14 protein-coding genes and 1 pseudogene are annotated in these 21,084 nt (G+C 59.2%); 12 read left to right on the forward strand and 3 right to left on the reverse strand.

Annotated elements, in window-relative coordinates; translation table 11 throughout:
• Positions 1 to 840: 840 nt before the first annotated feature.
• Both ACZRMS_RS04495 and ACZRMS_RS04500 read left to right on the forward strand, forming a co-directional pair.
• Positions 841 to 1,872: a methyltransferase gene (locus tag ACZRMS_RS04495; RefSeq protein ID WP_463994305.1), complete on the forward strand. Its 1,032-nt coding sequence runs from the start codon at positions 841 to 843 to the stop codon at positions 1,870 to 1,872.
• Positions 1,873 to 1,972: 100 nt separating this feature from the next.
• Entirely contained in the window at positions 1,973 to 3,466 is a 1,494-nt protein-coding gene (locus ACZRMS_RS04500) for an FAD/NAD(P)-binding protein (RefSeq protein ID WP_463994306.1), read from the forward strand.
• A gap of 163 nt (positions 3,467 to 3,629) precedes the next feature.
• On the opposite strand, the gene ACZRMS_RS04505 is transcribed toward ACZRMS_RS04500, so the two are convergent.
• The gene (locus tag ACZRMS_RS04505; protein ID WP_463994307.1) at positions 3,630 to 3,836 is read right to left on the reverse strand and encodes a hypothetical protein; all 207 of its coding nucleotides are present in this window, start codon (positions 3,834 to 3,836) and stop codon (positions 3,630 to 3,632) included.
• Positions 3,837 to 3,980: 144 nt separating this feature from the next.
• Entirely contained in the window at positions 3,981 to 4,268 is a 288-nt protein-coding gene (locus tag ACZRMS_RS04510; RefSeq protein ID WP_463994308.1) for an N-acetyltransferase family protein, read from the reverse strand.
• Positions 4,269 to 4,741: 473 nt separating this feature from the next.
• On the opposite strand from ACZRMS_RS04510, the gene bcsQ reads away from it, so the two are divergent.
• The 8 genes and pseudogenes from bcsQ to ACZRMS_RS04550 all read left to right on the forward strand — a co-directional run bounded on the left by bcsQ (position 4,742) and on the right by ACZRMS_RS04550 (position 18,408).
• Positions 4,742 to 5,896 carry a cellulose biosynthesis protein BcsQ gene (bcsQ, locus tag ACZRMS_RS04515; RefSeq protein WP_463994309.1) on the forward strand — a complete coding sequence of 385 codons (1,155 nt, stop codon included), beginning with the start codon at positions 4,742 to 4,744 and terminating at the stop codon, positions 5,894 to 5,896.
• Between the two features lie 23 nt (positions 5,897 to 5,919).
• Positions 5,920 to 8,114 (forward strand): annotated as a pseudogene (gene bcsA, locus ACZRMS_RS04520) (UDP-forming cellulose synthase catalytic subunit).
• Positions 8,114 to 10,420 carry a cellulose biosynthesis cyclic di-GMP-binding regulatory protein BcsB gene (gene bcsB / locus ACZRMS_RS04525; protein ID WP_463994310.1) on the forward strand — a complete coding sequence of 769 codons (2,307 nt, stop codon included), beginning with the start codon at positions 8,114 to 8,116 and terminating at the stop codon, positions 10,418 to 10,420. Before bcsA ends, bcsB begins: the two are co-directional and overlap by 1 nt.
• Before the next feature lie 109 nt (positions 10,421 to 10,529).
• Positions 10,530 to 14,480, forward strand: coding sequence for a cellulose synthase subunit BcsC-related outer membrane protein (locus ACZRMS_RS04530; protein ID WP_463994311.1), 3,951 nt, complete (start codon positions 10,530 to 10,532; stop codon positions 14,478 to 14,480).
• Between the two features lie 54 nt (positions 14,481 to 14,534).
• On the forward strand, positions 14,535 to 15,158 hold the full coding sequence (locus ACZRMS_RS04535) for an SGNH/GDSL hydrolase family protein (protein WP_463994341.1): 624 nt from the start codon (positions 14,535 to 14,537) through the stop codon (positions 15,156 to 15,158).
• On the forward strand, positions 15,155 to 15,823 hold the full coding sequence (locus ACZRMS_RS04540; protein ID WP_463994312.1) for an alginate O-acetyltransferase AlgF: 669 nt from the start codon (positions 15,155 to 15,157) through the stop codon (positions 15,821 to 15,823). Before ACZRMS_RS04535 ends, ACZRMS_RS04540 begins: the two co-directional genes overlap by 4 nt.
• Positions 15,824 to 15,841: 18 nt before the next feature.
• Positions 15,842 to 17,257, forward strand: coding sequence for an MBOAT family O-acyltransferase (locus ACZRMS_RS04545; protein WP_463994313.1), 1,416 nt, complete (start codon positions 15,842 to 15,844; stop codon positions 17,255 to 17,257).
• Positions 17,258 to 17,268: 11 nt separating this feature from the next.
• A complete protein-coding gene (locus ACZRMS_RS04550) occupies positions 17,269 to 18,408 on the forward strand; it encodes an alginate O-acetyltransferase AlgX-related protein (RefSeq protein WP_463994314.1) in 1,140 nt (379 codons plus the stop codon).
• 26 nt (positions 18,409 to 18,434) lie between these two features.
• On the opposite strand, the gene ACZRMS_RS04555 is transcribed toward ACZRMS_RS04550, so the two are convergent.
• Positions 18,435 to 19,013 carry a TetR/AcrR family transcriptional regulator gene (locus tag ACZRMS_RS04555; protein WP_463994315.1) on the reverse strand — a complete coding sequence of 193 codons (579 nt, stop codon included), beginning with the start codon at positions 19,011 to 19,013 and terminating at the stop codon, positions 18,435 to 18,437.
• A 164-nt stretch (positions 19,014 to 19,177) separates the two neighbouring features.
• Here ACZRMS_RS04555 and ACZRMS_RS04560 point away from each other — a divergent pair, with 164 nt between their 5' ends.
• Both ACZRMS_RS04560 and ACZRMS_RS04565 read left to right on the forward strand, forming a co-directional pair.
• Positions 19,178 to 19,960 (forward strand): SDR family NAD(P)-dependent oxidoreductase, encoded by a 783-nt coding sequence (locus tag ACZRMS_RS04560; RefSeq protein WP_463994316.1) that lies wholly within the window; start codon positions 19,178 to 19,180, stop codon positions 19,958 to 19,960.
• A 65-nt stretch (positions 19,961 to 20,025) separates the two neighbouring features.
• A complete protein-coding gene (locus ACZRMS_RS04565) occupies positions 20,026 to 21,033 on the forward strand; it encodes an NADP-dependent oxidoreductase (protein WP_463994317.1) in 1,008 nt (335 codons plus the stop codon).
• The last annotated feature ends 51 nt before the right edge of the window (positions 21,034 to 21,084 follow it).

The following is a 21,084-nucleotide window of genomic DNA, read 5'->3' on the forward strand; positions in this document are numbered from 1 at the left end:
TGTGAGTAAATGGGATTAGTTGTTCGGGAGGTTTAGCGTTATGGAAAATTCATTCAAACAGCCATTATTCGTAGTAGGGATGTCGCTGTTTGCTGCAGGCCTCGCTACTTCAATAGCCGGGATGTGGATTCCTGGATGCGTCTTTATGGCGATCGGATTTTCGCAAAGAACAAAGGGTTGAGTTTCTTCATTCCTTGCACTGTCCGACGCTGTGAAGAAGGATTGTTTTGATTGATGGTTTTTAAGTTGCTGGTGTCATCAAGTTGTATGCTTAAAGTTTAGAAATCAGTAGCGAACTGCTTGCGGGACTATCGGGTCCAGGTGCTCTCTTTAAGGCTCTCGAAAGATTTGATCTCATGCTGCTGCAATATGTTTTTTAAGTGTTTGTAGCGTTTGTCTCTGATGTGCCGCTCATCTTTAACCGCTGCGTAAAAACCGATGATTATCAGCACAATAATGGTCAGTAAAAAATCACGTTCGTTATTGCCACGCTTTGCGCTCATTGTTTGCGTGTGCGTTATGAGTATCAGTGTGGTCGCGAACTCACGAAGCGCGCAGTTTTGCAACAAGCGTTGCAAGAGAGAATAGCAACCTGCGTATGTTTTTTATTGAAACTGTAATAAATCAGCTTGAGCGAAGCCATTTGTCGGAAACAAATTATCGCGCGGCCCCGTTGGGCGCTGTGCTTCCTGGATGGGAGTAGTTCCGAATTTGCTTTTGTTATTTGCGGCACTACACTCCGGCTCCCTGCGGGTAAGCAGGTTTCGGAAAAACCGAATAAGCATTGCATCTTTAATTCCAGGATGCGCGGTTCATTAATACTCAAGGATAGAGGTATATATGACGAAGCAAATACAAACACAGTTGGTACTCAAGAACGAAGATGCCGCACTCCACTTGCTGGATCAAACGATGGGTTATACCTATCAGGCAGCTCTGCGGGCAGTGGCGCAACTTGGGGTCGCCGATTATCTGGCTGACGGGCCCAAGTCAGTAACAGATCTGGCGCAGGCCGTGGGTGCAGAGCCTCAGAAGTTGCAGCGACTGCTGCGAGTGACCGCAACACGGGATATTTTCCGCGAGGTTGAGCCCGGCGTTTTTGAGCTCACGGCGGCGGCAGATTATCTGCGTACCGATGCTGATCATTCACTACGTTCTGCTGTGCTGATGCTGACCGATGAGACGTTCTGGCGCCCCATCGGTGAACTGATCGAGAGTGCCCGTGGTAATCCCCCCTTCAGGCATTTGTACGGCAAATCCTTTTTTGAGTACTGGTCGCAGGCTGGTGCCCAGGCGGAGGATTTTCACGTCGGCATGTCCTCCATGTCGCAAGTGGAGAATATTTTCCTGGTGCGCAGTTATGAGTTCCCTGACGGAGCCACTGTTGCGGACATTGCGGGAGGTTTTGGCGGTTTGCTGTTGCGTGTGCTGCAGACCAACCCCAGTCTTCACGGCATCCTCTACGACCAGTCGCACGTTCTGGAAAGGAATCGTCTGGGGGAGCTGGGAGACAATTCCCGGTGGGAGCTGAGCTCTGGCGATTTTTTCAAGTCCGCGCCGAAGGCAGACATTTACCTTCTCAAGTACATCATGCATGACTGGCCTGATGAGCAGGCAGCACTGATCCTGAAGAACATCCGCAAAGCCATGAATCCCGGGGCACGCATCCTCATCATGGATCCCCTCATTCCGGAGGGAAACACCCCGCATTCAGGGAAGCTGATGGACCTGTTGTGCATGGGTATCTACGAAGGTGGCAGGGAGCGGACCAAAAAAGAGTTCGAACAGTTGTTGGCAAGCGCTGATCTGCGACTGAACCGCACTATTGATACGGGCTGCTACGTATCGATTATCGAGGCATGCGCGGTGTAGTGAATCGCGCGTGAAGCCGCATTGAACATTGGCAAATGATCAATGCGGCTTTGCCTTTGTGGTCAGCCACTGCGTTCTTACTCTTTTCAGAGGCATTCCCATGAACAGACTTGCCATAGTCGGTGCCGGTGCTGCCGGCGTTGCGACTTTTATCGCTGCGGTCAGGGCGGGTGTTGCGCGAACCATCTATATGATCGATCCGCACCCCGTCGGCCCGGGCACAGCATTCTCTAATACGGATCGCGACATTCTCTGTAATACCTCGGTCGATACCATGTCGGTGTTGCACGACGTGCCCCTGGATTTTCTCGAGCACTTGAGTTGCGAAGGCTACGCCTCTACGGCCGAGAGCTTTGTTCCACGGTTTTTGGTGGGCCGATACCTGGCGAACCGCTTTGTGCAGTATTCCGCCATGGCGCGGGAGCAGGGGGTGGTCGTCAAATATGTGTCGAGTACGTTCAAGGCCCTGAAGATTCATGGCCACCGCCGTTATGAACTGGAGTTTGTCGACTCGCCCCAGGTGCCGTCTTCATCACTGATGGCCACTGATGTGGTGTTCTGCACGGGCTTTGGGCCGCCTCGTTTACCGGTTGTTGCGCAACCTTTTTTCAACCATTCGAGCTTCATCAAGAATCCGTACCCTGAAGCCAGCATGCTGGCGATGATTCCTGAAAAGTCCCGGGTACTGGTGATGGGTAGCAAACTCTCGGCCATCGACAGTGCGATCGTTCTCTGCCGCGACGGGCATCAAGTGACCATGTTGTCCCCGTCGGGAGAATTCCCCGCCGTACGCGCGCGTTTCATGCGTAGCCCAAAGGCAGCATTTGTTGGCGAAGACATCGCATCCGTCATGGCGCCAGGGGAGGAAGGTCGAAAGTCATACAGTCCTTCCCTGCACTACAGATACGTGAAGTACTTCTCCAAGGTATTGCGCCAGAACATTGGCAAAGACTGGAGCCAGCAGTTCTCCTATTCATCGACTGTTCTCGGCAGGTTGAAGGAGGAAGTCGAAATTGCAGAGAGTGGTGACAGTCAGTGGCAGGAATACGTGGTTGATTTCATGCATGCCATTAATGGCGTGCACAACAAGGAGGACGTCTATTTCGACGGTTCATTCCATCCTCGCTTCGAGCGTCTGCTTTACAGGTACATCACGGCACTGGCACTGCCCAACGCCCGCAAACTGTTGAAGTACATTGATGACGGTGTTCTCTGCGTGCAGGGCGGTGAAATAAGTGCCATGGATTACTCGGACAGGCGCCCCAATACATGGCATGTCAGCTGGGGTGGGGAGGTGCATGGCTTCGACACCATTGTTGCAGCCACGGGCTACTACCAGTCCAGGTATGTCATGAGCGATGACGGCAGGGTCGAGCTGGACGTGACAGGTGAGCGGGGCAAGCATGCGATCACCATCTTGCCGAGCATGGCAGGTGCCCATGAGAGTTTTGGCGCTAAGGAGAGCATCTGGTTCGTAGGCGCACCGGCACGCCCGCGTGTCTGGGTACCGAATGCCCTTGTTGTGGTAACGCCATTGGCAAACCAGGTCATTGAGAGCATGCGTCTGCTTCCACGCGTGGGCGCGGCCGCTTGATGTCATAAGCTGTTTTGTCAGTCTGCGCCTGCGCGTGGCTTATGGTTGCGCGCAGGCATTTCTCGTCACCCATTCATGACTACCGTTAGCAAAGGGTACAAATCACAGGTTGGCCTCTGTCCCGGCCAACTCCCGCCATGAGCCAGTAGTTGGCGCAGCCATGTCATTCAACCTCAAGCGCGGCCTGTATCTGATCAGCATATTTGCCCAGATTATCCAGTTCCCATTGAAGCTGGGCAGGGCCGCTTGAGTTTAAAACCTTGGACTGGATCAGGGTCAACGCAGCGGCAACGGCAAGTTCTCGTCTGTTTAGCGGGCTTGCTGCGCCAAAAGGGGTGTCGCCTCTGAGGTTTTTGAAGTGTTCAGACATGCTGCTCTCCTTACCTTGCTGTTGAGTTGACGCTCACCCCTGCAGGCAGCTTGCCGCGATTTAAAGCCAGAGAGCGATGGATCGTTTGAGTGTAGTACGACCGGCAACTTGTCGTAGGCCATTGCCCCCCCCCTTTTAGTACTGCTATCCGATGTATGAAAACACTCGATATAGAAAGCCATTGAACTGGAATTCGGCCACCGGGTTCATGCCCATTCGCAGATGTGCCTTGAGTGAAGCTTCGTTGTCTTCACGAATAAACAGAATGCCTTCGCGTCCCGGCTGCTGCAGGCGCAGTTGTGCGAACAGGCTCTGTGCCAGGCCCTTGCCGCGCTCGCTGGCGCCGACATAAATCGGGCCATAGACGTAGGCATCGCCCGTTCCCTCATACGCCTCGAGTATCGCCTTGACGATGGGGATGTCGGCACTCATTGCGCGGGTCGAGGTCAGCCAGAAATTTCGCTCTTATCAAACTCGGACATGAAAACGAAAGAGCAATAACAAAAGAGACGATTAATCACTTCTGGATTTAATTGCGCTCCATGGGCCCTGTCAGAAAGTACCAACTGTTCACGTGGGTTCAATCATTCAGCAACGTAACGTGCAGGTAAGGGGGCGCTCGGATGACTCCAGTCAGGTTGGGTTAATTTTTTTAAAAATTTCAGATATTTCAATGCCTTATTCTTTGTAAGACATGACGTGAGGATAAATGTCGGAGAGATGGCGCCAAATAAAATCGCACTATTTGCGTCAATATATTGGCTAATTCGTGATGTTTTGACGTTCTGATTAATATAATAATTTAATTGTGTTCAAAATATTGACGATATCATTGTGATGGCTTATTTTTGCCGCGCCGTAGCAGGACACACGGCGTTAATAGTCAGCACCCAGGGAGCTTTTTTATGAATCGTACCGACGATATATCGAATTTATTCAGCAGATTCGGGGCAAATCCGGACAGCTATCACGAGTTCGAAAGTCAGTTCGATTACCAGGAAACGGCTCTCTTGCTGGACAAAACCGGTGGTGCGGTTGAACCCCGGGTTGCAGACGTGCCGGTCAGGGCAGCGCTTTGTGCCGTCTCGCCGGTTGCCCCGGCAGCCGAGCCAGTGAGTCGCGCTGTTGAACCGCAGCACCCGCCGACTCAAGCGCCACCTATGACGGCGGCAGACGTTGCGTCACCGCTGCGTAATTTGCTCGCCGAGGTGGTCCTTGCCCGTCAGGCCCGGACGCAGGGTTTGCACACTCAAACACAGCCGCTGGCGCCCAAGTGCAAGGCGTATATCGTGGCGCTTGTTTCGCCCAAGGGCGGCGTTGGCAAGACGACTCTCGGCGCCGGCTTGGCCAGCAGCTTGCGAATGGAAGGCGGCAAAACCCTGGCCATCGATCTCGATCCGCAAAATGCGCTGCAATATCACCTGGGGATCGAGCCCGGCGTGACAGGGCTGGGCAGTGCCAGCGAGGTCGACACTCTCTGGAGCGACAGGCTGCAACAAGGCTTCGCCGGTGCGCAGTTGTTGCCCCATGGCGTGCTCAGTGATGAGGAACATGACGCTCTGCAAAGCGCCATGGCTCTGGACCGCCATTGGTTGGCCCGGCAACTGGACCGCATGGGCCTGGGTGAAAACGACGTGGTGATTCTCGACACCCCGACCGGCCGCTCGGCGTATCTGGAGCAGGCGCTGGACGTGGCTGATCAAGTGATCGTGGTTACCACTGCCGATGCCGCCAGTTTTATCGCCCTGGACCAGATGGATCGCCTGCTCGGTGCTGCCGGCGTGCGGCCGGCGCCCCCGGTTTGCAGTTATGTGGTCAATCAGTTTGACGCCGGCCGCGAGTTCTCCCGGGACATGCTTGAAGTGCTCAAGCGCCGTCTGGGCGCGCAGCTGCTGGCGGTCATTGCAATGGACAACACACTTGGCGAAGCCCTGGCGTATGGGCGTAACCCGTTGACGTCACCCGGATCATCAACGGCCTGCCAGGATATGCTGCTGCTCGGTGAGCAACTCAAAGCCCGGTTGCAGAACACCGCCACTGCCAAGATCTGCACCCTGTGATCAAGGTATGCACTGAGCCACCAGTGACACACACCCGTCTTCAGCGTTGGGCCCAGTCCCTGGCCGATCGTATCGGTCAGTGGCCTGCAGCGGCACGTCGGGCGCTGATCATTGGCACAACTGTATTTTGCGGCCTGTTGGGCCTGCTGATTATCACCGCGCCGTTTGATTTTTACGCGCAGTGCATTTTCGGCATCGGCTGCTTCGGTGCGGCGCTGGTACTGCGCAGGATCCCCGGGCGCCTGACCACCTGATCTTGATCGGCCTGTCGCTGACGGCTTCGCTGCGCTACATGTACTGGCGTCTGACCGAGACGCTGGACTTTGACGAATGGATCGACATTGCGTTCGGTTATGGCCTGGTGCTCGCCGAAATTTATGCCCTGGTGGTGCTGGTGTTCGGCTATCTGCAGACGGCCTGGCCGTTGCATCGCCAACCGGTCCTGCTCAAAAGCCCGCCTGGCGAGTGGCCCGTAGTTGACGTGTTTATCCCGTCATACAACGAAGCCCTTGATATCGTGAAACTGACCATCTTTGCCGCCCAGGCCATGGACTGGCCGCAAGACAAGCTGCGCGTCCACGTGCTGGACGACGGCCGTCGCGAAGACTTTCGCGAGTTCTGCGAGCAGATCAATGTCAACTACATCACCCGCGACAACAACCGCCATGCCAAGGCGGGCAACCTTAACGAAGCGTTGAAGGCTACCAGCGGTGAGTTCGTGGCGTTTTTCGATGCCGACCATGTGCCGACCCGTTCCTTCCTGCAAGTGAGTATCGGCTGGTTCCTGAAAGACCCGAAGCTGGCGATGCTGCAAACCCCGCACTTCTTTTTTTCCCCGGACCCGTTCGAGAAAAACCTCGACACCTTCCGCTCGGTGCCAAACGAAGGCGAGTTGTTTTATGGCCTGGTGCAGGACGGCAACGACCTGTGGAACGCCACGTTTTTCTGTGGTTCCTGTGCCGTGATCCGGCGCGAACCGCTGATGGAGATCGGCGGGGTCGCGGTAGAAACCGTGACCGAAGATGCTCACACCGCGCTCAAACTCAACCGTGCCGGCTATAACACTGCGTATCTGGCCATCCCGCAGGCAGCGGGGCTGGCGACAGAAAGCCTGTCGAGCCACATCAGTCAGCGGATTCGTTGGGCCCGAGGCATGGCCCAGATCTTCCGCACGGATAACCCGCTGTTCGGCAAAGGGCTGAACCTGGGGCAGCGCCTGTGCTACCTCAACGCGATGCTGCACTTCTTCTATGGTTTGCCGCGTCTGGTGTTTCTGACGGCACCGCTGGCCTTCCTGTTTTTCGACGCGCAAATCTTCCACGCTGCGGGGTTGATGATCACGGCCTATGCATTGCCGCATATCTTCCATGCCAGCCTGACCAACTCCACCATCCAGGGACGGTTCCGCCATTCGTTCTGGAACGAGGTCTACGAGACCGTACTGGCCTGGTACATCATGGGCCCGGTGCTGGTGGCACTGGTCAATCCCAAGCGCGGTGGTTTCAACGTGACCAACAAGGGCGGGATCATCGACGAGAAGTTCTTCGACTGGAAACTCGCCCGCCCGTACATCGTGTTGCTGACCCTCAACATGGCGGGCCTGATTTACGGGCTCGGGCGTCTGGCAATGGGGGAGGAGGGCGCCACCACCACGCTGCTGATCAACCTGGTGTGGACGCTCTACAACGTCATCATCACCAGTGCCGCAGTGGCGGTTGCCAGTGAAACCCGGCAGGTGCGTGCTGAACCGCGTGTCGCCGCCAAACTGCCAGCGCACCTGACCCGTGCCGATGGCAGCGTCATTGAGGGCGTCACCCAGGACTTCTCGCAAAAAGGTGTGGGCTTGCGTTTGCCTGAAGGTTTTAGCGTACCTCAGGGCGAACGGGTCCAGATCTCGCTGTTTCGCAACCAGCAACTGAGTGTGTTCCCGGCGGTCATCGTGTTTAGCCGTGGCGAGCTGCTGGGTGCACAGTTTGATGCCCTGACCCTGCGCCAGCAAAGCGATCTGGTACGCCTTACGTTTTCCCGCGCCGACACCTGGGCATCGACCTGGGGCAGCGGGCAGGTCGATACCCCGATGGTGGCCTTGCGCGAGGTCAGCCGCATCGGCCTGCGCGGTATCCACGAACTCTTCAAAGCCACGGCCATGGAAGTGCGGAACAAAATCCGCCGTCGCCGCGTCACCCCAACCATGCTCGAAAACGTCCTGGACAAGTGATGAACTCAACGTCTGTAGCCTTCGCTAATCTGCGCGATTTACCGCGCGCACTGGCACGCTTGACGTGCGCCTGGCTGGCTTTAAGCGCCGCTGCTGCTTGTGCCGAAACCACGCCGCCAGCCTCTGCGCCCGGTGCCAAAAGTTACACCGTGACCCTCAAGCAATTGGGGCGCAATTATCCGATGAGCCTGCGCGGTGTGGAGTCGACCGACAGCGTCAGCTTCGATGTGCGGGCCGACTCGATCGTGACGGGGGCCAGGCTGAATCTGCAGTACACCTACTCACCGGCGCTGCTGGCGGAACTGTCGCAAATCAACGTGCTGGTCAACGACGAAGTAGCCGCGAGCCTGCCGCTGCCCAAGGACAAGGCCGGGCAACTGCAACAGGAAATTGTGCAGATCCCGGCGCACCTGATTACCGAGTTCAACCGCCTGAGCCTGCAGTTTATCGGGCACTACACCATGAGCTGCGAGGACCCTCAGCATTCCAGCCTGTGGGCCAAGATCAGTAACGCTACCGAACTGGGGATTGACGTATCGCCACTGGTCTTGCCCGATGATCTGTCGATTATCCCGCTGCCATTCTTCGATCGTCGCGATGCCAGCGCCCTGGACTTGCCGTTCGTGTTCGCCACAGCGCCCGACAATGCCACGCTTGAAGCCGCCGGAGCCCTGTCGTCGTGGTTCGGTGCCCAGGCCAGCTATCGCGGTGCGCGGTTCTCGTCGGGTTACAACCAGATCCCGGCCAGCGGCAACGCTGTGGTGCTGGTCAGCGGCCCGGATGCGTTGCAAATGGGCAGCCTGAACCTGCCACCCGCCAAGGGCCCGACCCTGACCGTGATGACCAACCCCAACGACGCCAATGGCAAGTTGCTGGTGATCACCGGTCGCGACGGCGCTGAACTCAAGCGTGCCGCTACGGCCATGGTTCTGGGCAGCCAGGCCTTGTCGGGCAGCAGCGTGGTGATTGATCGACTGGACAGGGTGCAGCCGCGCAAACCCTACGATGCGCCGAACTGGTTGCCCAGTGACCGCCCGGTGAAACTGGGTGAGTTGATGCCGGCCAAGGAGCTGCTGGTGTCCGGTTACAACCCGGGCGACATCAACGTGCCGCTGAACCTTGCACCGGACCTGTTTACCTGGCGCGATGCAGGCGCTCCGCTGAACCTCAAGTACCGCTACACCCCGCAAGAGAAATCCAGCAACTCGTCGCTCATTATCAGTTTTAACGATGCACTGATTCAGTCGCAGAATTTGCTGTCTCAGGACAAGCTCGACAGCGGCATATCAAGCGCGCTGAAATCCGACGACAGCCTGGGTCGCGAAACCACCGTCTACCTGCCGCTGAACTCGGCCTCCCTGCAGTCACGGCTGCAACTGCGCTACATGTTCGACTACATCAAGCAGGGTGAATGCAACGACATCATTATTGACAACATGCGCGGTGCCATTGACCCCGAGTCAACCCTGGACCTGAGCGGCTACGACCACTTTATCGCCATGCCCAACCTGGGCGTGTTCAAGGATGCCGGTTTCCCGTTCACCCGCCTGGCCGACCTGTCACAAACCGCCGTGGTGCTGCCGGACAACGCCGGTGCGGCGGATCTGGATGCCTACTTGACCGTACTCGGCCGCTTTGGTCATTCCACCGGTTACCCGGCCACCGGCGTACAGGTGATCCAGGCCGCGCAGGTGGCCAGTGCAGCGGACAAGGACTTGCTGGTGCTGGCATCCGGTGCGAATCAGCCGCTGCTGACGCAATGGGCGGACCGCTTGCCTGCCACTGATGCCGATGGACAGCAGGCTTTTCACCTGTCCGATCTGCCGATGCGAGTGCGTGACTGGTTCAGCCCGGACCCTGAAGCCAACCTGCGCAATACCAAACTGGCCATGGCGTTCTCGGGTGGAGCACACAGCACTTACCTGACCGGTTTTGAGTCGCCGCTGAAAAGCGGTCGCAGTGTGGTGGTCATCGCCAGCGGTCAGCCCCAAGGCCTGGCTGACGCTACCAACGCCTTGATCGGTGGTGAAGATTACACCCGGTCGATCCAGGGCAGCCTGGTGGTGGTGCGCGGCAACAATATCGAAGCACTGGTGGCGGACGAGCAGTACTACGTCGGCAGTCTGGGCATGATCAAGTACCTGCAATGGTTGATGTCGCGCCATGTGGTTTTGGCGCTGGTGTTGACCGGTCTGGGTGTGGTCTTGCTCAGTGGCCTGGCTTATCTGGCGCTGCGGGCGCGGGCCAACAGGCGCCTGCAAGGGGAGCCGGAGCGTGCAGTTGATCACTCAAAACCTGAGGGCTGAAGTGCCCCTGGCCACCGTATTACTTTTGTGAGCTGAGCCTGGTTTAGCCGGGCGTTATGGACAAGCACTTCCCCGCTCAGGGGAAGTAGCAACAGATGTGGGAGAAACAATGTCAGCTCGCTGTCACGCCGTAGCCTTCGGGATACTTGCAAGCCTGATTCACACCGTCAGCTTTGCCGCACTTGACGATGCAGGCAAGGCGCTGCTTGAGCAGGGTCAATACTGGCAGGCTCAGGATGATCAGGCACGGGCAACCGAGGTCTGGAAAAAGCTGTTGCTGATCGATCCGAAACAGGCAGATGCGCTCTATGGCCTGGGTATGCTTGAGCTCAAGGGCAAGCGAATTGACGGTGCCAGCAATTATCTGGCGCAGCTCAGGCGCTCCCATCCGGGCGAGCGCCTGACCTTGCTGCTGGAGCAATCCATTGCCCTGCAGGCTGGCAACAATGCTGAGCAACTGGATACGGCGCGCCTGTTGGTCACCAACGGCGAGCTTGAGAAGGCGATACCGGTCTTTCGCAAGATCTTCGCTGGCAAGGCGCCCCAGGGTGATCTGGCGCTGGAGTACTACAACGCTCTGGGCTACACGCCCGGCGGCTGGAGCGAAGCGCGTCAGGGGCTGGAGCGTTTGCAGCAGCAGACCCCGAACAACGCAAGGGTCCGGTTGGCGCTGGCCAAGCTCCTGGTGCGTAACGAAACCACACGCTCTGAAGGCCTGCGTCGGCTCCAGCAATTGTCGACCCTGCCGGAGCTGGGTGGTCAGGCCACCGAAAGCTGGCGCGAGGGTCTGATGTGGACGGGCTCGCCCCGCCCCGTGGACAAGCCGTTGTTTGAGGCCTATCTCAAGGCCAACCCGGACGACTCTGCCATTCGCACCCAAATGAACAGCCGCGGCACTGCGGGGCTGGCTGCACAGCAGAACCCCCACGTGGCGAGGGGGTTCAAGGCACTGCAAGACAATCAGCTGGACGCTGCAGAGCAAGCGTTCCTGGCACGGCTCAAAGAGCAGGCCAGCGACAGCGACGCCCTCGGCGGCCTCGGCGTGGTCCGCCAGCGTCAGGGGCGCTTCGACGACGCCAATGAACTGCTCAGTCGTGCCATCGGCCGTGGCGGTAATCCACGCTGGCAAGCGGCGCTGGACGGCAATCGCTACTGGAGCCTGCTAGACCGGGCCGAAAGGGCCAGGGCCACCAATGACCTGTTAAAAGCCCGTGGTCTGTTGCAGCAAGCCATTGCCGGCAATCCGCGTCAGGCGGATGGTTACATCGCCCTCGGTGCAGTGCAGGCCGAACAGAATCAGCTGGACAATGCCCAGGCCAGCTATCGTCAGGCCCTGACCCTGGACAGTGACAACCCTGACGCGATGTTGGGGCTGATCACCGTGATGGCGCAAAACGGTCAGGCCAGCCAGGCATTGAAAATGGTCGAGGCGTTGACCCCGGCCCAGCAGCAACGCCTTGGCGATATGCGCCCGTTGCACGCAGCGGTGGCCGCGGGGCAGGCAAAAAATGCCGAGCGCAGCGGCGATCTCAAGGGTGCGATTGCGGCGCAGAAAGAAGCGGTGCGCAACGATCCGCAAGGCGTTTGGACACGCTACGATCTGGCGCTGTATTACCTGCAGGCAAAAAACCCGGACCTGGCCCGCCAGACCATGGACGAACTGCTCAAGGCAAGCCCGCCCCGCCCGGAGGCCCTGTTTGCCAGCGCCTTGCTGTCGAGCCAGTTGGGTGAATGGACGCGCGCGCAAGGCACCCTGGACCGAATTCCTCTCAGCCAGCGCACTACGGCCATGCAGCAACTGGCCAGTGAAGTTCAAATGCAAGCACTGGTGAGCCAGGCCACCACCCTGGCCAAACAGGGCAACGCAACCCAGGCGCTGACGTTACTGCGTCGTGCCGAACTGTTGGCCAATGGCAAACCGCAATCCATGGGAGTGCTGGCGTTGGCTTACGTCGACGCGGGGGACTCGGAGCACGGGTTATCAATGTTGCGCAACGCCATCGCGCAAAGCAGCAACCCGCCTCCGGCCTTGCGTCTGGCCTATGCCGGCGTGCTGCTCAAAACCGGTGACGATGAGCAGGTCAGCCAGCTTTTGCATGAGCTGCAGCGCCAGCCGCTGACCCCGGCCGACCAGCGTAGCTACGAAGAAGTGCTGTATCTGTACACCGTGCGCCAGGCCGATCTGTTGCGTGAGAAGGGCGATCTGGTCGCCGCTTATGACACGCTGGCTCCGGCTCTGGCCCGGCGGCCGAACGACCCGGTGGCGGCAGGCGCCCTGGCGCGCATGTATCTGGCCAGCGGCAACAGCGCAAAAGCCATTGAGCTGTATCGGCCGCTACTGGCCAAAGCCCCGGACGATCCCCGGTTGCAGGTTGGGATGGCTCAGGCCTTGAGCAAATCCGGCGATCATCGTGGGGCTGAAAAGGCCACCGAAAAAGCCCTCGAACTGGCCCCGAACGATGCCATGGTGCTCGCCAGTGCGGCGGCTATTTTTCGGGCCCAGGGCAAGAACGCGAAAGCAGGGGAACTTTACGCCCGTGCGCTGGCGTTGCAGGCGCCGGTCAAGGCAGATGCCAACCCTTTTGCCGGAACTGTCGCCGCCAACCCCTTTGTGGGCACGTCCGGGCAGCGCAGCCAGTCGCGGATGTCCGAAGCCAGCCTTTCGCAGATCCCCGAACCGGCCCAGATGCAACTTGGCGCCGCGGCCACCGAAACCGAGCCGTTGCGCGGCGGTTTTGATGACGCCAGTCCTGTGGCTGTGGCCCGTCCGCTCGACCCGCAGGCTGAGGCGCGCAAGTCGATGCAAAGTGCCCTTGACCAGATCAGGCAGGAACGCAGCCCGCGCATCACTCAAGGGGTGACCCTTCGTACCAACGACAGCGAGTCGGGCCTGAGCAAAATCACCGATGTCGAGACACCGCTGGAAATCAGCATGCCGGTGGGCGATGACCGCATTGCCCTGCGCGTGACCCCGGTGTCGTTGAATGCCGGCGCCGTGAAAGACTCGGCCAGAACCCGGTTTGGCGGGCCGAACGATGTGCAAATAGCCGCCGTGAGCGACTTGCTTGCGACCAACCCCGATGCCGATCAATTGAACGCCGCACTTGGCGACCTCAACGGTTCTGCCGGGCGCCAGAAAGACACGGGCGTGGGTTTGGCCGTGGCTTATGAGATGCCGTCGCTGGGCCTCAAGGCCGATCTGGGGGTGAGCCCCATGGGGTTCCTTTACAGCTCAGCCGTGGGTGGCGTCAGCATTGATCGCCCATTCAGCGAAGGCAGTCATTTGCGTTACGGTGCCAGCCTGTCGCGACGTGCCGTGAACGACAGCCTGGTGTCCTTTGCCGGTGCCGAGGATGCCCGCAGTGGTCTCAAATGGGGTGGCGTCACCGCCAATGGCGGGCGCCTGCAACTGGGCTATGACAACGGTGACTATGGCGTGTACGGCTACGCGGGCCTGTACAAATTGCTGGGCCACAACGTCAAGGACAACACCCGGGTTGAAGGCGGCAGCGGGATTTACTGGTATCTGCTCAACGACGACAGCCGTCAGCTGACCACCGGCCTGGGGGTCACAGCCATCAGCTATGACAACAATCAGGGCAATTTCACTTACGGCAACGGTGGCTACTTCAGCCCGCAGAACTTCTTTTCCATCGGCGTCCCCGTCAGTTGGTCGCAACGCACCGACCGCCTGAGTTACACGCTCAGAGGCTCTGTGGGCTTGCAGCACATCGAGCAGGATTCGACACCGTACTTCCCGAACGACAGCGGCATGCAAGCCTCGCTGGAACAGGTCTCGCAAGTCTATGCCGCCTCCGGTACCAGCCTGGCGACCCGCTATTCGGGCCAGAACAAAACCGGCATTGGTTACAACCTTGGCGCGGCGGCAGAGTACCGCCTGGGCAACAACTACTTCCTGGGCGGCAGTTTCGGGATGGACAACGCCCAGGACTACAAACAATGGACCGGCGGTTTATACCTGCGCTACATGTTTGAAGATTTCACCGGGCGCATGCCGATGCCGGTCAGTCCTTACCTTTCTCCGTATTCTTCAAATTAAGCAGCAGGAGCTTTCACCGTGGCAGCATCGATTCTCGCGGGCATGACAATTTTGATGATCGGCGACAGCCATCTGGCGACGCCTGATTACTTGATCGCCACTCTGCACAACGACCTGGTGGCTCAGGGTGCAAAAGTACACACCCTGGGCATTTGCGGCGCCAACGCCGGTGACTGGCTCAAAGCCACACCGGGCACGTGTGGCGGTGCCGAGCGCCGGGGTACGGAAAAGGCAGTGGTACTGGGCGGCAAGGCCGCGACAGTACCGATCAGTCAGTTGCTGGCCACCGACAAGCCGGATCTGGTGCTGATTGTCATGGGCGACACCATGGCCAGTTACACCAAACCGGCGTTCCCCAAAGCCTGGTTGTGGCAGCAAACCACCGGGTTGACCAAGGACATTGCCGCCAATGGCACCCGTTGTGTCTGGGTTGGCCCGAACTGGGGAACCGAAGGCGGCAAGTACGGCAAGACCTTTGCCCGGGTGGAGATGACCTCCAGATTTCTGGCGGTCAACGTCGCACCGTGCAGCTACATCGATTCGTTGAAGTTTTCCAGGCCGGGCCAGTGGGCCACGATTGACGGGCAACACATGACCGCCACGGGCTACAAAACCTGGAGCGATGACATCAGCAAGGCGCTGCTGCAAACCCCGGCCATCAAGGATGCCAAGAAATGAACAAAGTGTTCGCGGCGCTAGTGTGCGTTCCCGCATTGTCGTTCAGTGCGCTCGCGAGCGCGCAGGTGGCGTTGTACCCTTCGGGCCCTGATGAGGACGCCGCCTTCATCCGCTTCATCAACGCCACCCCGGCGCCCCTGGACGTGATCGGCCAGGCAGGGCAGCCGCCCTTGCGTCTGGAGACGGCACAACCGGCGTCGCTGCTGTTTGCGGTGGACTCGACCAGGCCGGTCAAGGGCACTCTGGTCAGCGGCGGGCAACGGTTGACGCTGGATCTGAAGGTCGAGCCCGGTGAGTTCGCGACCATCGTGGTCGTGCCCCAGGGGGCGGGTATCCAGCAAGTCGCCGTGGGGGAAACGCCGGACGATTTCAACGGCCTCAAGGCATCACTGGCCTTCGTCAACGTCGATAAATCCTGTAGCGATGCCAGTCTGCGGCCTGCCGGGCGCACCGCCGACCTGTTCAAGGCAGTACCGGTGGGCAGCCTGCAACGACGTTCGATCAACCCGGTGAATCTGTCTGTGCAACTGGTGTGTGCCAACGCCAACGTCGGCGCGCCGCTGGACTTGGGCGCGCTCAAGGCGGGCGAGCGCTACAGCGTGCTGCTGGTGCCTTCTGCCTCGGGGCCGCGTCTTTTGAGCGCCACGGACACTCTGTCCCACTGATCGGATTCTGCTGCTGCCATGGTCTTCGCCTCACTCGAGTTCCTGACGCTGTTTCTGCCAGCCTTCCTGCTGATTTACGCCCTGGGCAAACCCCAGTGGCGTAACGTCATTTTGCTGCTCGGCAGCTGGTTGTTCTATGGCTGGCTGAACCCGATGTTCCTCGCGTTGCACGTGGCGTTGACCATTGTGGCCTGGGTGGGCGGGTTGCTGATCGATCGTTCCCGCGAGGACGGGAAGGGCAGGGTGCGGCTGCTGATTGCGCTGATCGTGTTCAACACGGCGGTGCTGTGCTGGTACAAGTACGCCAACATTCTCGCCGCGACCTGGATGCAGATGATTACCTGGCCCGGCGCCATGCCGCTGGAATGGCAGCGGGTGGCGCTGCCGGCGGGGCTGTCGTTTATCGTGCTGCAGGCGATTTCCTATCTGGTGGATGTGCATCGCCATACGGTGCCGGTGGAGCGCAGCTTCATCAATTACGCCACTTATATTTCGATGTTCGGCCACTCGATTGCCGGGCCGATCATTCGTTATGACTGGGTGCGCCGAGAGCTGACCAGGCGTTATTTCGACTGGCAGAACTTCTCGCTGGGTGCACGCCGTTTCATGATTGGCCTGTGCATGAAAGTGCTGGTGGCAGACACCCTGTCGCCGTTGGTCGACGTGGCTTTCCATCTGGACAACCCGTCCTTTGTCGACGCCTGGATCGGTTGCCTGGCGTATTCGCTGCAACTGTTTTTCGACTTCGCCGGCTACAGCGCCATGGCCATCGGCCTGGGGCTGATGCTGGGTTTTCACTTCCCGGAGAACTTCAATCAGCCGTACCTGGCCAGCAGCATTCAGGATTTCTGGCGGCGCTGGCACATGTCGTTGTCCAGCTGGTTGCGCGACTACCTGTACATCGCCCTCGGCGGTAATCGCAGCGGTGCCTGGAAGACTTACCGCAACCTGTTCCTGACCATGGCCATCGCCGGTTTGTGGCATGGCGGTGACAGCTGGAATTATCTGCTGTGGGGAGCGGCCCATGGCATCGCGTTGTGCGTCGACCGGTTGTGGTCGCGATCGAGCCTGCCGGGCATCCCGCCGGTGCTGGCGCATACCCTGACTCTGCTGTTTGTGTTTCTGGCCTGGACCCTGTTCCGGGCGCCGGACTTCCATTCGGCGCTGAACATGTACGCCGGCCAGTTCGGCCTGCACGCTTTTGCCCTGGGCGATGCACTGGCCGTGACCCTGCGCTCGGCCCATGGCCTGGCCGCTGTGCTCGGGGTGGCGTGCATCATTGCGCCGCTGTTCAAGGCCCGGTATGAGCAGCGTTTTGGCGGCCAGTTCTGGTTTGCTCCGATCGCGGCCCTGTGGCCGGTGGCGGGTTTTCTGCTCTCGTTCGCGTTGATCGCGAGCCGTGAAGCAGTGCCTTTCTTGTACTTCCAGTTCTGATGGCCGCGCCCATGTCTTCCTCGTCACCCAAACCGGCTGTACCCACTGAGTTCACTGCCCGTGTCAGCCAGCTTGGCGGTTGTGTGTTTGTCGTGTTTCTGGCGGCAAGCTTTGCTTCGGCGCTCTGGCTGATGGTCAGCGGCAAGGTCGAGCTGCTGGCGCCTGACCAGAGCCGTGAGGGCGTGTTGCAGGGCGAGGTGACCCACAAGATCGCCAAGCAGCTGTCCAAGGCCGCATTGCCCCAGGCGGCCGCAGATCTGGAACGCGGCGCGAGCTGGCTGCTGCTGGGCGACACCGGTGCGCGGGTGCGTCCGGGGTGTGAGGGCTGGCTGTTTCTGACCGATGAAATGCGCATCAACCGCCATGCACGGGCCAATACCGAGACCAAGGCCGCGGTGGTGCGTTATATCCAGCAGCAACTGGCCACGCGGGGCATCACTTTGCTGGTGGCTGTGGTGCCGGACAAGAGCCGTATTGCCAGTGCGCAACTGTGCGATGTGCGTCGCCCGGCGCAGTTGCAAAACCGTGCCGTGACCTGGGTCGAAGAGTTGAACCGGGCCGGGGTTCAGGCCGTGGATTTGGCCCCGCTGCTGCAACCCTTAGGCGCCGAAGCTTACCTGCGCACTGACACGCACTGGAGCGAAACGGGCGCCGCAGCGGCGGCCAAAGCTATCGCCCTGCGGGTACAGGGGATGGGAGTCAGCGCCACGCCGCACAAGGCATTTGAGGTGACGGCGCAAGACCCGGCACGTCGTCCGGGGGATCTGGTGCGTCTGGCCGGCCTTGAATGGCTACCCGTGGCCTGGCAGCCCGCTCCAGAGTCTGTTGCGGTGACCCGGATCAGCGAGAAAGCCGGTGCGGCGCAAGCTGATGCAGACAACCTGGATGATCTGTTTGGTGACGCCAACCTGCCCAACGTTGCGCTGATCGGCACGTCGTTTTCACGCAACTCCAATTTTGCCGGGTTTCTGCAACAAGCGCTGGGTGCACCGATTGGTGACTTCTCCAAGGATGGCGGGGAGTTTTCTGGGGGGGGCAATGGTTACTTCAACAACCCTGCGTTTACACAGACACCCCCTGAACTTGTGATCTGGGAAATCCCTGAACGCGACTTGCAAACGCCTTACAGTGAAGTGATCAAGCTTTTGTAGCGCGTTCGAGTAGCGCGGGGCTGCGACTACACGTCGTTGTGGCGCAGCGGGGGGAGGATCTGCTTGCGGCAAACGTCGAGAATCTCGTCCGCCAACGCAGAGTCATCCGGGCAGGCACGCGACAGCACTATTGCGCCAATGGCATGGGCCATGGTGTCGATTATCTTCGCCCGCATGGCTTGCGGTTCCACACCTGTGAGCGCGGTGCCTTCGCGTTCAATCGCACTCAGCATATTTTCAAGCCCTTGGGCAAAGCTTGCCTTGACCTCTTTTGGCTGCCGCGCGGCATCCCCGCACAGGGCCGCCATGGTGCAACCCGCACCTGGGGCATCACGGTGCTGGCGAGTCAGGTACTGGTCAAAGAACCCGGCAATATCGAGCTCTGCGCTGTTTTCCAGCGATTGCGCCAGCCCGCAGGCGGCAGCCTCTGCCATCAAGTCGGCCTTGGAGCCAAAGTGCTTGTAGAACCCGCCATGGGTAAACCCGGCAGCGGCCATAAGATCCGCCACCCCCACGCCGTCATAGCCCCGCTCGCGAAACAGGCGCGAAGCCGTCTCGACAATATGCGCCCGGTTGGCCTGTGCCTGTGCCTTGGTAACCCTCATCGTTCCATGCCTCGTTCAAACTGCTGACATTCTGGCGTTCAATATACATGGATGTCGATCATCATCAAAGTGGTTGACGATTAAGATTATGGTCATCATCATAATTGCTCATTGATTGATATGCCGTATCCCGCGGCTTGGTTTTTTCTTGAGAGAACACCTCCATGACTACTCATTCATCTGTCCTTATCACGGGTGCCTCCAGCGGTATTGGTGCCACCTATGCCGAGCGCTTCGCCCGCCGAGGCCATGATCTGGTGCTGGTTGCCCGCGACAAGTCACGGCTGGAAAGTCTGGCGGCACGCTTGCGCCAGGAGTACCGCGTGGCCGTCGATGTCGTGCCTGCCGACCTGACCCTGGCCCGCGATCTGGAGGTGGTGGAAGCGCGTCTGCGCGACGACGCGAACATCGGCATCCTGATCAACAACGCGGGCGCGGCTCAGTCCGGCGGCTTCCTGGAGCAGACGGCGCAGAGCCTCACGACCCTTATTGCGCTCAACACCACGGCGTTGACCCGGCTCGCCAGCGCGATTGCTCCACGGCTGGTGCAGGCCGGTGACGGTGCAATCGTCAATATTGGTTCGGTGGTTGGTCTGGCACCGGAGTTTGGCCAGTCGGTCTACGCTGCTACCAAGGCATTTGTGCAGCTGTTGTCCCAAGGCTTGAGCCATGAGTTGTCTGCCAAGGGGGTTTATGTCCAGGCGGTCCTGCCTGCCGCAACCCGTACCGAAATCTGGGAGCGGGCGGGCATCGATATCAACAGCCTGCCTGAAGTGATGGAAGTGGGTGAGCTGGTGGATGCGGCTTTGGTCGGTTTCGACCGCCGTGAGCTGGTAACCATCCCGCCACTGCATGACGCTGCGCGCTGGGATGCCCTGGATGGCGCCCGCCAGGCACTGCTTGGGGATCTGCGGATGGCCCATGCGGCCGATCGTTATCAGAACTGATTGATATGGGGGGCACCGCGCCGGGCGCAGTGACCGCCCGGTGCCACCCCCCGGAGACGCTTGTTATGAATGCATTTTTTATCGAGGGTTACGGCAAGAACAACGGGCGGATAGGGCAGTTGCCCGACCCTGAAGTTCGAGCCGATGAAGTGCTGGTCAAGGTGCATGCTGCGAGCGTCAATATGCTGGACGCTAAAATCCGCAGGGGCGAATTCAAACTGATCTTGCCCTCTCGGTTTCCGCGGGTTCTGGGAAGCGATCTGGCAGGTGTGGTGGTGCGTGTTGGCAGTGATGTCCGGCAATTCAAGCCGGGGGATGAGGTTTACGCTCGCCCTCGGGAGGAAGGCATGGGCACCTTCGCAGAGCTTGTTTCGGTATCGCAGGATGCACTTGCACTTAAACCCGCAAACCTCAGCATGGAGCAAGCCGCCTCCATCCCTTTGGTCGCTCTTACGGCCTGGCAGGTACTGGTCGAAACCGCGCGGTTGAAAAAGGGCCAGAAGGTGCTTGTTCATGCGGGTTCGGGTGGTGTTGGCAGTATTGCGATTCAGCTTGCCAGGCATCTCGGGGCGTTTGTTGCCACGACCACCAGTACCCGCAATGTTGATTGGGTTAAAGCACTCGGGGCTGATGTCGTTATCGACTATAAAACCCAGAGCTTCGAGACAGAACTGCATGACTACGATGTCGTGGTTAACAGCCTCGGCCCCGACACGCTCGAGAAGTCGCTCAAGGTCCTGAAGCGGGGAGGCCAGCTGATTTCGATTTCCGGCCCGCCGACGCTGCAGTTCGCCCGGGAGCAGGGGCTGTCCTGGGGGTTGCAGCAGGTCATGCGTCTATTGAGTTATGGCATCCGCAGCAAGGCACGCAAGAAGGATGTGGCTTATTCGTTTGTATTTATGCGGGCAAACGGGCAACAACTACGTGAAATCAGCGCGCTGATTGAGTCCGGTGTAATAAAACCGGTGGTAGATCGAACCTTTGCATTCAATGAGACTGCCCAGGCATTGAGTTATGTCGAAGCAGGCCGGGCGCAAGGGAAGGTGGTCATTCGTGTGGCGCATGCGAGCTGAAACAAGTGCTTTCAGGTGCTAGTCTAACGGCCAGACAAAGGCCGTTAAATC

The sequence above is a fragment of the Pseudomonas sp. B424 genome, assembly GCF_055408345.1.